The sequence below is a fragment of the Candidatus Defluviibacterium haderslevense genome (assembly GCA_016712225.1).
Lineage (GTDB): Bacteria > Bacteroidota > Bacteroidia > Chitinophagales > Saprospiraceae > Vicinibacter > Vicinibacter haderslevensis.
The window spans coordinates 2,140,189-2,155,690 of sequence record JADJRL010000003.1 but is presented as its reverse complement, the minus strand read 5'-3'; the positions used below and the strand labels follow the sequence as shown (position 1 = coordinate 2,155,690).

12 protein-coding genes are annotated in these 15,502 nt (G+C 33.7%); 5 read left to right on the top strand and 7 right to left on the bottom strand.

Going from position 1 to position 15,502, the window contains the following annotated elements:
• Positions 1 to 8: 8 nt before the first annotated feature.
• Together IPK88_08655 and IPK88_08650 are read right to left on the bottom strand one after the other, a co-directional pair.
• Complete coding sequence (locus IPK88_08655; protein ID MBK8243483.1) at positions 9 to 731, bottom strand: tetratricopeptide repeat protein; 723 nt, start codon at positions 729 to 731, stop codon at positions 9 to 11.
• Positions 728 to 2,515, bottom strand: a complete 1,788-nt coding sequence (locus tag IPK88_08650) for a hypothetical protein (GenBank protein MBK8243482.1) — start codon at positions 2,513 to 2,515, stop codon at positions 728 to 730. The genes IPK88_08655 and IPK88_08650 overlap by 4 nt, the downstream gene beginning before the upstream one ends.
• A 230-nt stretch (positions 2,516 to 2,745) precedes the next feature.
• Between IPK88_08650 and IPK88_08645 the strand changes: the two genes are divergently transcribed.
• Genes IPK88_08645 through IPK88_08635 form a run of 3 tightly spaced genes read left to right on the top strand, consistent with a single transcriptional unit; the run spans position 2,746 to position 7,023 of the window.
• Positions 2,746 to 3,765: a type 2 isopentenyl-diphosphate Delta-isomerase gene (locus IPK88_08645; protein MBK8243481.1), complete on the top strand. Its 1,020-nt coding sequence runs from the start codon at positions 2,746 to 2,748 to the stop codon at positions 3,763 to 3,765.
• A 3-nt stretch (positions 3,766 to 3,768) separates the two neighbouring features.
• Positions 3,769 to 5,109 (top strand): hydroxymethylglutaryl-CoA reductase, degradative, encoded by a 1,341-nt coding sequence (locus tag IPK88_08640; protein ID MBK8243480.1) that lies wholly within the window; start codon positions 3,769 to 3,771, stop codon positions 5,107 to 5,109.
• Positions 5,110 to 5,169: 60 nt separating this feature from the next.
• Entirely contained in the window at positions 5,170 to 7,023 is a 1,854-nt protein-coding gene (locus tag IPK88_08635) for an ABC-F family ATP-binding cassette domain-containing protein (GenBank protein MBK8243479.1), read from the top strand.
• A 202-nt stretch (positions 7,024 to 7,225) separates the two neighbouring features.
• On the opposite strand, the gene IPK88_08630 is transcribed toward IPK88_08635, so the two are convergent.
• From IPK88_08630 to IPK88_08610, 5 genes are all read right to left on the bottom strand, one after another.
• A complete protein-coding gene (locus tag IPK88_08630) occupies positions 7,226 to 9,370 on the bottom strand; it encodes a T9SS type A sorting domain-containing protein (protein MBK8243478.1) in 2,145 nt (714 codons plus the stop codon).
• 159 nt (positions 9,371 to 9,529) lie between these two features.
• Entirely contained in the window at positions 9,530 to 10,615 is a 1,086-nt protein-coding gene (locus tag IPK88_08625) for a hypothetical protein (GenBank protein MBK8243477.1), read from the bottom strand.
• Between the two features lie 89 nt (positions 10,616 to 10,704).
• Positions 10,705 to 12,258, bottom strand: coding sequence for an Rne/Rng family ribonuclease (locus IPK88_08620; protein ID MBK8243476.1), 1,554 nt, complete (start codon positions 12,256 to 12,258; stop codon positions 10,705 to 10,707).
• A 405-nt stretch (positions 12,259 to 12,663) separates the two neighbouring features.
• Positions 12,664 to 13,449, bottom strand: a complete 786-nt coding sequence (locus tag IPK88_08615; protein MBK8243475.1) for a hypothetical protein — start codon at positions 13,447 to 13,449, stop codon at positions 12,664 to 12,666.
• Between the two features lie 3 nt (positions 13,450 to 13,452).
• Positions 13,453 to 13,773 carry an integration host factor subunit beta gene (locus IPK88_08610; protein MBK8243474.1) on the bottom strand — a complete coding sequence of 107 codons (321 nt, stop codon included), beginning with the start codon at positions 13,771 to 13,773 and terminating at the stop codon, positions 13,453 to 13,455.
• 220 nt (positions 13,774 to 13,993) lie between these two features.
• Here IPK88_08610 and IPK88_08605 point away from each other — a divergent pair, with 220 nt between their 5' ends.
• The gene (locus IPK88_08605) at positions 13,994 to 14,863 is read left to right on the top strand and encodes a YicC family protein (GenBank protein ID MBK8243473.1); all 870 of its coding nucleotides are present in this window, start codon (positions 13,994 to 13,996) and stop codon (positions 14,861 to 14,863) included.
• Entirely contained in the window at positions 14,860 to 15,444 is a 585-nt protein-coding gene (gene gmk, locus IPK88_08600; GenBank protein MBK8243472.1) for a guanylate kinase, read from the top strand. Before IPK88_08605 ends, gmk begins: the two co-directional genes overlap by 4 nt.
• Positions 15,445 to 15,502: the final 58 nt, after the last annotated feature.

Genomic DNA, 15,502 nt, shown 5'->3' with positions numbered 1-15,502 from the left:
ATTCAGATTTATAATTGAATTCTTTTAGTACTTGATTCTGGAATCCATCCGGCATCGTATTCTATTGTTGTGATTTTAATCCATTCGCCAATTTGGTCGATTTTACGGATACATTCTCCTGCTTTTAAACTTAGTTTTACTTCACTCTCTGAATCTGGAGAAATGTGTATTGCTTGATCATTCATTAAGACAAATTCATTGGGGTCAGCTTTAAAATTTTCCTGAAAATAAAAACAAGCTCCGGCATTAAAACTCACAGCCAAAATGGAATATTTTACCCAAACAGGTAATTGAAGCTTTTTAAATGGACCCATACTAAGTACAAAAAAGAATAAACCTATACTTAGTATTAATGCCCACCAAAAAGAAGCCACTGACAAAGCAATCTCTTCAAACCATACAAATAAAAAAAATCTGGGTAAAGCAATATTTTCTATGCCAGCTAATTTCCTAGCTACGTCCAAATTATACTGAACATCCTTGTTATTCGGGTCCCACCTTAAAGCTTTTTTGTAATAAAGTATTGACTCTGGATAACGATTTAATTTTAAATAAGTGTTAGCCAAATTATAATATAGCGTTGCGCCTTTTTGTCCTTGATCCAACAATCCATTCCATGACTTGAGACTTAATTCATATTGCCCATCATGATATTGTTTAATTGCTTCTTGAAAGGATTGTGCCGATAATGGCAAATATCCTAAGATCATAATAACGACTAAATATTTCATTTTAAAATATCTTGAAGTGATGTTGGTTTAGTATTTGAACGATTCTCGAAACCATCAAGGAATTTTAATTTTCCATCTTTGACAGGAACCATCTTACCTTCCGGTTTGGTATAAAAATGAATTTTATCTATTTTTTCAGCATCATTGAATACAATTTTCATTTGACTGCATTGGATGATATTCGCTCCAATATATGCATTAGATTCATCTTGAATAAAATAAACAGATTCTGCATTTCCATCTACATTCACATGGTTTAGTTTTTTATCAACAAAAAAAGATACGATGTTTCTTCCTTTAACTTGATTCGTTAATCCAACTTGAGAATCATTGATGATAAATGCTTTTTGATTGATATGAATCTGATCCAAAGCTTTATTTTTTAAATACATAAATATCGTATCTCCTGAAAACTGACTTGTGTCAGACCACATCACAGGATCATAATACAATCTAAATACGGAATCTCGGCTATCAAAAAAAAGTGAATCACATAGTCCTTGCATTTTTTTACTCCACATCTTCACATGTTTAAATGCTAGCAGCACTTTAAATGTATCCGCTACTTCATATCTGGTTTCTGCAATCAAACTATCTGCAGTCATATACAATGTATCATTATCAAAAGGCGAAGCTATATATTTTTTATTTCCAATAGGAATGTATCGTTCATCTTTTTTATTGTAATAAAACGTGTCACAAATAATACTAAATCCAGAACTTGTGTCTTCATAAACCACATGACCAAAAGCAGTTCCCAAATCATTATCTCCGGAATAAATTAATTGATCTGCAGTAATCACACTTTTACCCTCATTCACAGTCGTTCTTCCGGAAACCTGAAGGGATTTAGATTTTTTGTTATAAGTAATATGCTCACCTCTAAGTTCACGGTCTTTGTCTTTATAAAATCCATGACCTATAATATGTATCCAATCCGTTGCATTATTGATATAAATACTATCACCTTTGGCTTCCTGAAGACTATCACGAACCCATGCATCAGTTTTTAATGTGACTACATTCTCCTGATTGAAGAATTGGATGGTTTGTGCATCCGCTTTTTGACTACCTTTAGTATAATGTGGTGCCCGATTAAAATAAGAGTGTTGATTTACCACATCATGATATCCATCTTCGGTGTAAATACTCATCTCATTCTCTTGAATGTTAGTCGGACCAGTAAATATTACTTTTTGATTTTTTGCATCAAATACCAGTGAATCCGATTGAAGATTCATATTATTCTCAAGGATCACATTGACACTATCTTTGAAATAAGCTTGTTCTTGTTTAGCATAATAATATCCTCGCTTACTGGTTAAATGAGTTGTATTAGATGCCAACTGCCCTCCGGAATAATAACTCGCTATTCGTTTTTTCAAATCATAATCCAACTTCGGTGTAAATAATTGTCTATCGTGATGTCGTAAGACTACATTACCAATACACTCAGCTTGCAACAAATCTCCATTGTAATTCAAGGTATCACAATAAATTTGTAGACTATCTCCTTCGACAATTCTGACATGACTCCACGCCCGCATTTTGTTCCCCTCTATGATGGCAGAATCACAAAATAAATAGGTCTTTTTATGCAACACAATAATATCTGTATAGAGATACTGAATTTCTTTTCCATTAAATCGATCTACATTCAAAAAATCTGCATTGATGATTTGTATTCGATCTTTAATGGTATCTTTCTGGGCATTTCCCAATACAGAAATACTCAAAAACAAAACCAAAAGAAAAAAATATTTAATTTCAATACAATACCTCATCGCTGCAATCTATATCTGATTTATAAAGTATTTATTTCTTGACTTTTTATAAAAATTATTTAAACACATATCAAAATTAATTCATATATATATTATATTTATTTCTAATATATAAAACAACTACTTTGAACCAATTTAGTAACGTGATTAAGCTTAAAATTATTCTTATCTTGTGACTTTAGACGAACAAGTTTAACCCTTGATTGTTCTACCAACATCTTAAGGTATTCATGGATTTACATAAATCAATAAATATAGATCGAAAAGAAGATCACATCAGCCTTTCTCTGCAATCCAGATTGGGTTTATCGGCTTTAGATTCTAGGTTCGAATACGACCCTGTTAATAATGTTCATCCTGATAAAAATGAACTTTGGAAAGCAAGTTTAGGACTTCAGGAAATGAATTATCCTGTTTGGATTTCCAGTATGACGGGCGGGACTGGTAAAGCAAAATCTATCAATGCAAATCTTGCCCAATTATGCGCTGAATTCAAACTAGGAATGGGCCTTGGTTCCTGTAGAAAATTAATCGATGAACCAGAATGTCGATCTGATTTTCAAGTTCGAAGCTTAATAGGTAGCCAACCTCTTTATGCTAATTTAGGTATCGCACAAATAGAACAATGGCTATCTCAAGGAAAAGCTCAAAACATAACGGATATCTTATCCATAGTAGAAGCTGACGGTTTGATTATTCATATTAATCCTATGCAGGAATGGATGCAGGCTGAGGGGGACCGATTTAAAAGACCACCTATCGATACCATCAAGGATGTTTTAGACCGATTCGAAGTACCCATTATCGTAAAAGAAGTAGGTCAGGGCATGGGTTATAAAGCTTTATTATCTCTGATGTCATTGCCCTTGACTGCAATAGAATTAGCTGCTTTCGGAGGTACTAATTTTGCATTATTAGAATTGTTGCGCGGCGATGAAGCTCGCAAAGAACGTTTTACTCCATTAGCCAATATTGGACACAGTGCTGAAGAAATGATACATTATACCAACCAAATAGTTGCTACACAAAACAATATCCTATGCAGTAAACTGATCATTTCAGGTGGCGTTAGTCACTTTTTAGATGCCTATTATTTAATGTCAAAAAGTAATATTCCCGCATTGTATGGTATGGCTTCGGCTTTTCTCAAACACGCATTGATTTCTTACGAATCATTACAACAATTTATGATCGATCAAATTGATGGTCTTATGTTATCTAAGGCTTTTCTATCGATAAAAGCATCTTAAATTATGAGCCCAACATCGAATAATAAAGCCATTTCAGGTTTCTCAAAACTATCCAAGCGCGGAAAAATAAAATGGATCGTAGAGCATTTTTTTAAAGATCCTGAAAGTGTCATGCACGAATTAATGAGCTATTGGCATAAGAACGAAGACCAACAAAAAATTTTGGATGGATTCTCTGAAAATACCATTAGCAATTTTCCAATGCCATTTAGTGTAGCACCGAATTTTTTAATCAATGGAAAGACTTATTGTATTCCAATGGTTATTGAAGAAAGCAGTGTCGTTGCTGCTGCTTCATCGGCTGCTAAATTCTGGATGAACCATGGAGGTTTCACTTCACTGGTATTAAGTACCTTAAAACTGGGTCAGATTCATTTCTATTGGAATGGATCCAAAGAAAAATTAGAATCCATACTTCCCGAATTGACTTTCTTAATGAAAGAAAATGCAAAATCTCTATTACATAGTATGGAGAAACGTGGTGGCGGAGTAAGACACTTTGAACTCATCCAGATCAATGAACTGGAACAATATTTCCAAATCAGAATTGGATTTGAAACTTGTGATTCCATGGGGGCCAATTTTATTAATTCTTGCCTGGAATCATTTAGTCACACCTTAGAACATTTTATTGAGTCTCAATCTTCATGGACACTCGAAGAACGTGATATTAATATCCTGATGTCCATTTTATCCAATTACACACCTGAGTGTATTGTTCGTGTTAGTGCCACATGTCCGGTTGATGACTTTAGCGAAATATCGGATGGCATGAGCGCTTCTGAATTCGCAGAAAGATTCTATCGTGCTATTCAAATTGCAAAAATAGATCCCTATCGAGCTGTCACACACAACAAAGGTATCTTCAACGGAATTGACTCCGTAGTCATCGCTACAGGAAATGATTTTAGAGCAATTGAAGCATGTGGTCATGCGTATGCTTCACGTGATGGTGCATATCGCAGTCTAAGTGATTGTTCTATTATCAATAATTTATTTACTTTTTGGCTTGACATTCCATTAGCGCTTGGCACAATTGGCGGACTTACAGAATTGCATCCCATAGCTAAAAGATCATTGGAATTATTGGGCAATCCATCTGCGGAAGAATTGATGCAAGTTACCGCAGCAACAGGTTTGGCACAAAATTTCGCCGCCATAAAATCACTCATTACAACCGGTATTCAACAAGGACATATGAAAATGCATCTCGGTAATATATTGAATCATCTCAAAGCATCTCCCAAAGAAATAAATCTAGCTACCGCTCATTTTCAAAATCAAAAAATCAGCTTTACTGATGTAAGACTTTTTATTGAACAAATGAGATCGAACCATAAATAATTAAGGATCTTTTTACAACGATTCTATTCTCAAGACAATCAAAAAATTTGAATTAACTACATGAATTATTTAACACTAGAAAATGTCACCCGATCTTATGGCGATAAGGTTTTATTTGAAAAAATAAATCTCACGATAAATGAAGGTGACAAAATAGCGCTGATCGCCAGAAATGGAAGTGGTAAATCAAGCTTATTACGCATACTTTCCGGCGAAGAACCTGTGGAAGGTGAACAAGCAAAATATTGGATCAATAAAGAAATACGTTGTACTTACCTAGCCCAAGATCCTGATTTCGAACCCGGTCATAATATTCTCGAGACCATACTCGAAGGCAATGAAGAATGGATTAAACCATTACAAGCGATGCAACATGCGAATGAATCTCATGATGATGCCGAAATTCAAAAAGCACTGGCCATCATGGATGAATATAAAGCCTGGGAAATGGATGCTTATGTACGTGAATTAATTGGTAAATTTAAATTACCGGATTTTGATTTTAAAGTAAGTAATCTGAGTGGGGGCCAGAAAAAACGATTGGCTATCGTAAAAGTACTTTGTGTAAAACCAGATTTTATTATCCTCGATGAGCCTACGAATCATTTAGATCTCGAAATGATTGAATGGCTCGAAAAATATTTAGAACAAAGTCAAATTACACTTATCATGGTAACACATGATCGGTATTTTCTAAATAATGTTGCGAACCAAATTCTGGAATTAGATCGTGGCGAATTATTCAAATATCAAGGTGATTACGAAGACTTCTTAATCAAAAAAGATGCTCGTATTCAAAACGAAGCTATTGGAAAAAGTAAATTAACCAAAATGCTTCGCAAAGAATTGGAATGGGTAGTGCGAATGCCAAAAGCAAGAACCACAAAATCCAAATCCAGAATGGATGCCTACTTCACTGCCAAAGAATCATTACAAGGTCCGCAAGAACCAGGTGAAGTAGAATTCGAAATTGATCATACGCGATTGGGAAGCAAAATTCTAGAATTACACCATATCCATAAATCATTTGGCGATTTAAAAATTATAGAAAATTTTTCATACAAATTTAAACTGGGTGATCGCGTAGGTTTAGTTGGACCAAATGGAACGGGAAAAACAACTTTACTGCATTTATTTACAGGACAAATAAAACCCGATCAGGGAAAAATTATACTGGGTGATACTGTCTTATTGGGTTACTACAAACAGGATGGATTAATCCTCAAAGAAGATCGCAGGGTCATCGATGTCATTCGTGACATCGCCGATTACATTCCACTTAAAAAAGGTCACAAATTATCTGCAGAATCACTCCTGGAAAGATTCTTGTTCCCTAGATCACAACAACAAGTTTATGCCTCCCAACTGAGCGGTGGTGAACGTAGAAGATTGTATTTACTTACCATATTAATTAAGAACCCGAACTTCCTCATACTCGATGAGCCTACCAATGATTTAGACATCATTACCTTGAATGTATTGGAAGATTTTCTGATGGATTTTCCAGGTGTGTTGTTGATCGTTTCGCATGATCGCTTTTTTATGGATCGTTTGGTAGATCATTTATTTGTATTAGAAGGCAATGGCCAGATCAGAGATTTTCCGGGTAATTATACAGACTATCGCGAAGCGCTAAAAGCTGAATCCATTCAGGATAAAAAAGATGCCAAAGAAGAAAAAAATAATCCCGATACTGAAATCATTCAAGTAAAAAAACTTGCTCAGGTCGAGAAAAAAGAAATGCAACAAATAGAACGAGAGCTCGATAAATTATCTCATGAACGTGACAAAATAATGGATCTCTTTCTTCAAGGAAATTTATCATATGAAGAAATCGCCATTAAAAATAAACGCCTTGAAGAAATTCATGCAAGCATACAATTGAAAGAGGCGAGATGGATGGAGTTGGGGTGATGGATAGTATCACATTATCTTCATAACATGATCATTACGTTTTTCAATAACACGATCGTCGCAGTTATCAACTGCGATGTGCCATTGATGTTTTGATAAGTTTTTAATTTTTTGATAACTTCGTGGATTTTTAATACATTGAAGTCAAAATTTGAATGGCATCGAAGTCAGAGACTTCGACGATCCAATCGGGTATAACATACTATAACCTTAAAATTCTATGAATCGAATATCCGCCTGCTAATTTAATTTTTAAAATAAAAACACCGCTATCTGGAATAATGATTTTGCCATTAATTGAAACTCCACTTGATTTCTTTTGCCCATGAATATTGTATAATTCATAAGGTAAATCGCTTTCAATTCCTAGGATCTGAAGATAATCTGAAGTTGGATTTGGAACAATGCTTAATTGATTATCATCTAAATTAGTGGTATTAGTTGTAAACCAAGTACTATCACATGGATAATTTTGAAAATTATATTCTATAGTATCTGATTTGAAACATCTCAGTTTTGTAATTAAAGTTGATGGATCGAAAAAGCCTTTACCTAAATATAATTTGATTTCATAATATGAAGCTCCTATATTTTTATAAACCGGAATTACTATATCATCACTAAATGATCCATTATTTGAAATTCGCAATAATTGGGTTGGAATAGTATCCAGATTAATAATTGTATTATATACGGAATCAACTTTTACTTTCGCAATCTGAACATTATTCTTAGATATATAATACTTAATTTCATATTCAGAGGTAGAATTAAAATCATAATACATTTCATAAGATTTCAATTTTTCATCCCAAAAAAACATTTTTCCATTTTCAAAATATATTGAATCACGATTACTTAAATAATATATTTTTTTACCATTTGTATTCACAGTATCAGTTATCTTTATAGTTGTATGTTTTATTTCAGAATGGCCGCCTCCAATATAATAATCTGTCTCAAATGTCCATTGAGTACCTATATTGTAATTTGGTGTTTTAGCTTGCCCTGAAGGTCGTATTCTAATAATAGTATCACATGGATATCCATCAAGACAACCAGATGCATTTACTCGAATAAGCCATAAATGTTGAGTTTCAATTTTAATTGGATCTATAACAGAGTTTTGCAAACTAGTATAATATACATCCCCACTAGCTACAAAGTCACCAGATTCAAGTTCAACTATTTTATTCAAACTTGATTCTCTAAATTGTCCATAAATAGAAATATCTAATATTTCTTGTGGCATTCGATATATCCTCAGCCAAATAATTTTGCCTTCAGAATTTAATCTTAAAATAAAACCATTCCATGTAGATGAAAGATCTCCTCCTGGGACTTTACTATCAGAATTTTCTATCACTCTACCAATTGCAACAATATCCCCATTTTTTGATTCTATATAATCCTCAATGTCGTATCTACGACCATCTGTTAGCGGATTATTAGGAAGAATTAGATTCCATTCCAATTTATCCATGGTACTGTTTAACTTATTAATTCTACCAGTACTTTTAAAATCCCATCCTTTGGTGGGATGATCAACTGAACTAAAGTAATAACTATTTTCTTTGCTGACTAATAGTCTATTTCCATGCCCTTTAATATCATTAAATTGAAATGAGTCCAATACTTCACCATCAGTATTAATTTTAATAATTTTAATAATTGGATCAGGACCGATACCTGGCGGTGGACCGAAATATAAAATAAAAGCAAGATTTCCATCAGGAGTTGATTGTAAGTCATTACTTTCTAAATTAAAATTTCCTAATTTAAATGATCTTTCCCAAAGAATTTGTTTTGTATTTAATTTCATTTTAACAATCCTTGCCTCTGGTAAAGATATAGAACCATTAATTGGCAATAATACCCCATTAGCATACAAACAATCATCTTTTATTAATAAACCATAATTATTATAGGCCATTTCGGGAGGACCAAATATCTTTGCTTTTGAATCTATATTCAAATTCATGTCGTATGTAAAAATAACAGAGGAATTGGATATTGGATACAAATTTCCAGAAACCAATAAATTTGAATTTAATAATGACATACATTCATTTCTAGAATATGTAGAAAATGAATCTATAATAATTGATAATAATTGAATACCTTCTAAATTAAAAGTTGTTAACTTGGTACAGTCCACATACTTATTATTTGACTGACATAAATTTGAAGTTCCAATTATAATTTTGTCGCTATGAAGCTTCATGTCATTTGGAAAATTAAATGGACTGCTTGAATCCAAGTCAAATAATTTGCTAAATGTGTTTTGTGCACAAATTACATTTATCAGACTAATATATAGAATTAAAATAAGGAGTAATTTCTTCATGTTATATTTGAATAGGGTGGTATATTAAGTACTATATTAATCATTTTTCATTTCTGAAACTTGTCTTTTCAATCAAGCCTAAAAGATTCACACATATAAACTTAGTAATTCTAATTCTAATAACGGAAAAAATTAGATTAAATTTCTGCATTGAAATAGTCATTCCTTTTTTACAAAAACATCCTTCAATCTTTCATCTAATACTTCCTCCAATAGTTTCGCATTTGGAAAATCCACATAAGCTTTGTAAGCCGCCACACAATCAAGATCTTTCTCTAAATCCAATGCATCCTGATCTACATAATAAAATAATTTCTTGCGTTCCAATTCTTCTGCCAGATAGATTTGTTCCGGTTGACCAGGTGTGGGAATGAGTAATGCAGGTTTTTTTATCACACATAAATCCAATAAAGTAGAATATCCAGATCTACAAACAATCAGATCTGATGCACACATGATTTGATTTAATGGTTCAGATACTGCTAAATCAATAATTTCTAAATGAGCTGGCACAGTGCCATTGATGCTTTGTTTAGTACCGCGTACTAAAATCACTTTTTTATCCGGTAAATGATGACACTGCTCTAGGATTTTTTGTTCCAAATAACTTCGCTGTGGCTCAGGTCCTGATAACACAAAAGCTATATCATATTTAATCGGAATTTCTAATGGTTTGAATCGACTCAATGGTCCAACAAAAAAATGTTTTTTAGATCGGTATTTATGAGCTAGATCACCTGATAGATTAATTTCTCCTGGATAATCGGGAATCCACAATTGATCATAGAGTATATAGAATAATCGCATCCAGGTATCAGACATCCATTCAAAAAAGCGATAACCTAAAGGAAAGTGTAAGTGATGCGAAATGATAATGGAATATATTCCTTTTTGCGCAGCTCCTAATCGAGCATCAGAAACGATAAGATCTACTTTATTTTGTTTTGCAATGGATCGTATTTTGAAATGTTCGAGTATAATCGCACGATGCATTTTCCAAAGTTGAATCAACATGTTCCAATACATGTTTTTACTTGGGTAACTGATCCCGTAATCCGGTAATTCATAAACTTGGAGCTCGGGAAATTCTTTTCGCAATAAATCATTCCCTGCACCCGAAGAAGCTAAAAGTACATGCCATTGTTGATTTAAGAAATATCGAATGACCGGAATCGTTCTGGTAATATGCCCAAGACCCCAATGTTGAGGCGCGATTAATACGGTCTTTTTATTTTGTGAATCCAAAATTAATGTTTAATTCCCTTCAGCCTGCATTCATTCCATTTCATATTGCCAAAGCGAAATTAATTAAAAATCTTTAGGAATTAAGCTTATTACCCGTTAAGTCTAATTTCATCTTCCGGACCATCAAAAAAAGTAAATTGAATCAATGGCATATCCATATCTTCTTTTAAGGTAAACCACTTATGATATTTGAAATACCATTTGCGTTGGTAGGCCCACATTCCTTGTTTCAGATAAGCGATTACAAATGGGTGCGCTGCTAAAATAGGTTTTTTAATAGGTCTCGTCTGCATGATAAATTCCATATCACGTTCTATAGCATCTACCAATAATACCGTAGGATTAACCTTTCCTGTGCCACTACAACAAGGACACACTTCAGCGGTGTTGATACTGACCTCAGGCCTTTCACGTTGTCTGGTGATCTGCATTAAGCCAAATTTAGACAAAGGAAGTATCGTGTGTTGAGAACGATCATTTTCCATGAACTCCTTCATCTTTTTAAAAAGCTCTGCCTTGTTTTCATTGCTTTTCATGTCAATGAAATCGATCACAATTAATCCACCAATATCTCTCAGTCGCAACTGACGTGCGATTTCTTCCGCAGCTTCTACATTGACTTGCATGGCTGCTATATCCTGATCTAATTTCTGAACTTTTGGTCCGCTATTCACATCGATGACATGCATAGCTTCCGTGTGATCTAAGATCACATACGCTCCACTGGGCAATGTCGCCGTTTTACCAAAAGCAGCCTTTATTTGACGTTTGATACCATAGGTTTCAAATATGGATTTACTTCCTTTGTGAAGTTGGAGTATATGACTTTTTTCAGGAAGATTCGTTTGGATGTATTCCTTGATTCCTGCATAAACCTCTTGGTCATTAACATGAATGGCTGTAAAATTTTTAGTGAGCAGGTCTCTAATAATCCCGGAAGCTTTGTCCACTTCACTCAATAATTTAAGGGGCGGTCTCGCCTTATAAAGCTGTTGCTGCATGACCTTCCACCGATTCAATAATAAATTAAGTTCTTCGTGGAGTTCGGCAACTTTCTTTCCTTCAGCCGCTGTTCTAACAACAATTCCAAAATTTTTAGGACGAATAGATCCCATGAGGTGAACTAAGCGTTCGCGTTCTTCATTGGATCCTATTTTTTTGGAAATGGCGATGCTGGTATTAAATGGTGTTAATACTATAAATCTACCGGGAATGGTTATTTCACAACTCAATCGATGACCCTTGGTAGATATCGGTTCTTTTAAGATTTGAACTAAGATCAAATCCCTCTTATCTATGACCTGACCTACCTTACCATTCTTTAAAATTTCTGGTTGGATTTCAAACTGATCTAAAAGTGGTCCTTGGTATTTACCATCAATGACCTCTTGTGTAAATTTTTTTACTGAATTCAATACCGGACCCATGTCCGTATAATGGAGAAATGCCTCTTTGGAATGACCAATGTCCACAAAAGCAGCATTGAGTCCGGGCATTAGTTTCTTTACTTGCCCAAGAAATATATCTCCGACATTATATAAAGTATCAGCTTTTTGCTTGTGAAGCTCAACGAGCTTTTTGTTTTCAAGCAATGCAATTTCTACAGACCCGAGATGGGCTGAGATGATCAACTCTTTTTCCATGTATCTATATTTAGATACGGGTAGTGAGGCATGTTAGGAATAAACACACAAAATGATGTTCAGAAGATCCAAGGAAAATATCTTATCGGTTAATGGGATCTCCTAATACAAGAATAAATAATCAGTTGAATGATTCATTAAAATGTATCAAGATATACAGTAGTCCAAGAATCTTAAGTCTATTACTTTCATAGGGCTATTTAACATATTCCAATAATACCTCAGCCCCGCCCAGTCAAACTATCTGTTCTTCTTCTTGTGCCTGTTCTTTCTTAGTCGCTTTTTCCTTTTATGAGTAGCGATTTTATGTCTTTTTCTTTTTTTACCGCAAGGCATTTGTTATAATTTATATTTTTATCAATATTAGTTCGTAGTTTTTCTTATCAAAAATAAGAAAAGGCTATTCTAATTTTTTTTACAATATGTTGAATACTTCGCTGGATCGTCTTGAATGCCACCTTGAAGTATTACCTGTTCCATCAAACAATTGGCTTCCGGAAGTTCTTTTTGTTTTGCTAACAATCCGGTTAACCTTTTATATGCTTTTTCCCATTGTCCGGTCTGAATGGCCAATTGGCTTAATACCAATTGCAATGGGACATAGTCTGGATAGGTTTTTTCCAAATCCAAAAGAGCAAGTATGCCTTGCATTGGATTCTCATCGGGCATTTTAACAGCACATAAGGCTAAATTCAAGCGATGCTGTGGATTTTCTGGTGCCAATGATATGGCATTTTCAAAAGCCACACGAGCTTGTTGCTTACAATACAATCTATCCTTCTCCTCAAAATTAGCTTCCATTCCCGATAAAAAAGTGGTTCCCGCAATACTCCATGCTTCTTCCGTCTTTTCGATCTCAGCTACTTGATTCGCGTAAGCTCCTGCAAGATGAATTTTATCGATCTTGTACCAAAATCCAGATATCTTTTTGAGAATTTCTGCTTTTGAAGTTTCAGTTTTGGAATCTACCAAAAGATGATTCAAAATTTCCAGTTCAGCGTTCTGTTCCGGGCTTAATTCTTTAATGGCCTTACTTAACAAATTATCAAGACCAGTAACTTCAAGTTTTTTAGTCTTGAATTCATTGGCTGTTGACATTTCTTTGGAAACAATTTTTAATCCAAAGTAACTAATAATCAAAAGTCCAAATAAAGCTATTGCTAATAATCCAGGATGATCTCTTCTGATCATTTCCTATTCCTCAATATCTTCTTCATAAGCCGTTTCAATAGGCTCTTTACCAGATTTTACATGGTCTACAAAGATCTTTGCAGGCTTAAATGACGGTATATAATGCTCCGGTATTTCGATAGCCACATTCTTTTTGATGTGTCTTCCAATTTTTCTAGCTCGTTTTTTAACAATAAATGAACCAAATCCACGAATGAATACATTTTCGCCTTCAGCTAATGCACTTTTTACTTCTTTAAAAAACATTTCAAGAGATACCAGAACATCCACTTTCGGGACTCCAGACTTATCTGAAATTATAGAGACTAAATCAGCCTTTCTCATTTGCTTGATATTTAGACAGTTATGAATAAAGCTCTTAAAGAGCGACCGCAAATTTCGCAATTATATACGGTTAACAAAAATTTTTAAAGCTTTTTTTACAAAAATAATTTTATAAGCTTTTAAATATCAATAAGATATGGGGTTAACCAACCAAAAATAGGGCATTTTGACCTCATGGATAGTTAATTTATATAACTACCTTCGCAATAAAATAGGAACAATGGTATATTCAATGACCGGTTATGGTCACGTGGTTGGACAATTTGAAGATAAAGAAATCATCGTAGAAATCAGGTGTTTGAATTCCAAAGTCAACGATTTTCGAATGAAAATTCCTAATTTGTATAAACAAAAGGAGCTTGACATCCGTAAAATCCTGAATGATACCATAGTTAGAGGAAAATTAGATGTTACCATTACGGTAGCTTCACCCACCGGAGAGGATGAATATACTCTGGATAAAAACATGATCCAATCTCTGCATAGACAAATTCTCAATTTAGGAATTGATCTATCAAATACAGATATATTAAATGCTATACTCAAATTCCCTAATGTCATTACCTCAAATGAATCTGTAATCAATGATGAAGAATTTGCTTATGTAACAAAATTACTCCAGGAAGCTATTGTTAAACTCAATGAATTTCGATCGATCGAAGGGATAACCATTGAAACGGACATGAACTTGCGGATAGATTTGATTTTGAAAGCACTGGTAGCCATTGAAGTATTTGATCAAGATCGTATTTCTTTGTTAAAAGAGAAAATGATGAAATCTCTGACTGCTAATTTTTCTAGTGAAAATATAGATAAGAATCGTTTCGAACAAGAATTACTTTATTATCTTGAACGTCTGGATATCACAGAGGAGAAAGTTAGGTTAAAACAACACTGTGATTATTTCTTACAAGAAGTCGCAAATGATCAGGTCAGTAAATCAAAAAAATTAAATTTTATCTCCCAAGAAATTGGACGTGAAATAAATACGCTTGGAGCAAAAGCTCAACACTCTTCTATTCAAAAAATAGTAGTAGGGATGAAAGATGAATTAGAAAAAATAAAAGAACAATTGGCTAATATTTTATGAACAAACCTTCCGGGAAAATTATCATTCTAACAGCACCATCAGGAAGTGGGAAAACAACCCTTGCTAATTATTTACTAGATGCCTTTCCCAATTTGGAATTCTCTGTTTCCGCTACCACCAGAAGCCCCAGACCTGGAGAAATAGAAGGAAAAAATTATCATTTTGTAAGTCATGAAGATTTTCAGCAACTCATTTCAAATCATGAATTAATTGAATATCAAGAAGTTTATGAAGGTTGTTTCTATGGCACACTTAAATCAGAATTAAGAAAAATTTGGATTGAAAATAAAGTAGCTTTATTTGATATTGATGTAAAGGGTGCCTATAAAATGGAACAAGAAGAATATGCTAATGTATTATCCATTTACATTAAAGCATCTTCATTGGAAGTATTGCGCGAAAGGCTCATTAAACGAGGTACAGAAACCAATGAAACCATCAATAAAAGAATATCAAAAGCAAAGGATGAACTCGAATATTCTAAATATTTTGATTACGTTATAACCAATGATAATTTAGATCTCGCCAAAAAAATGCTTTATGTACTTGTTGAAGATTTTATGAATCGACCGATATATTAAAATATCGAGTTATTTAATCTTGAGTACCCTTAAATACAATTCCCCTCAAAAAAAAATC

What these genes read in the sequence shown, in the direction of transcription:
- IPK88_08655 (MBK8243483.1), bottom strand. Translation starts at nt 731, where the DNA reads ATGAAATATTTAGTCGTTATTATGATCTTAGGATATTTGCCATTATCG.
- IPK88_08650 (MBK8243482.1), bottom strand. Translation starts at nt 2,515, where the DNA reads ATGAGGTATTGTATTGAAATTAAATATTTTTTTCTTTTGGTTTTGTTT.
- IPK88_08645 (MBK8243481.1), top strand. Translation starts at nt 2,746, where the DNA reads ATGGATTTACATAAATCAATAAATATAGATCGAAAAGAAGATCACATC.
- IPK88_08640 (MBK8243480.1), top strand. Translation starts at nt 3,769, where the DNA reads ATGAGCCCAACATCGAATAATAAAGCCATTTCAGGTTTCTCAAAACTA.
- IPK88_08635 (MBK8243479.1), top strand. Translation starts at nt 5,170, where the DNA reads ATGAATTATTTAACACTAGAAAATGTCACCCGATCTTATGGCGATAAG.
- IPK88_08630 (MBK8243478.1), bottom strand. Translation starts at nt 9,370, where the DNA reads ATGAAGAAATTACTCCTTATTTTAATTCTATATATTAGTCTGATAAAT.
- IPK88_08620 (MBK8243476.1), bottom strand. Translation starts at nt 12,258, where the DNA reads ATGGAAAAAGAGTTGATCATCTCAGCCCATCTCGGGTCTGTAGAAATT.
- IPK88_08615 (MBK8243475.1), bottom strand. Translation starts at nt 13,449, where the DNA reads ATGATCAGAAGAGATCATCCTGGATTATTAGCAATAGCTTTATTTGGA.
- IPK88_08610 (MBK8243474.1), bottom strand. Translation starts at nt 13,773, where the DNA reads ATGAGAAAGGCTGATTTAGTCTCTATAATTTCAGATAAGTCTGGAGTC.
- IPK88_08605 (MBK8243473.1), top strand. Translation starts at nt 13,994, where the DNA reads ATGGTATATTCAATGACCGGTTATGGTCACGTGGTTGGACAATTTGAA.
- gmk (MBK8243472.1), top strand. Translation starts at nt 14,860, where the DNA reads ATGAACAAACCTTCCGGGAAAATTATCATTCTAACAGCACCATCAGGA.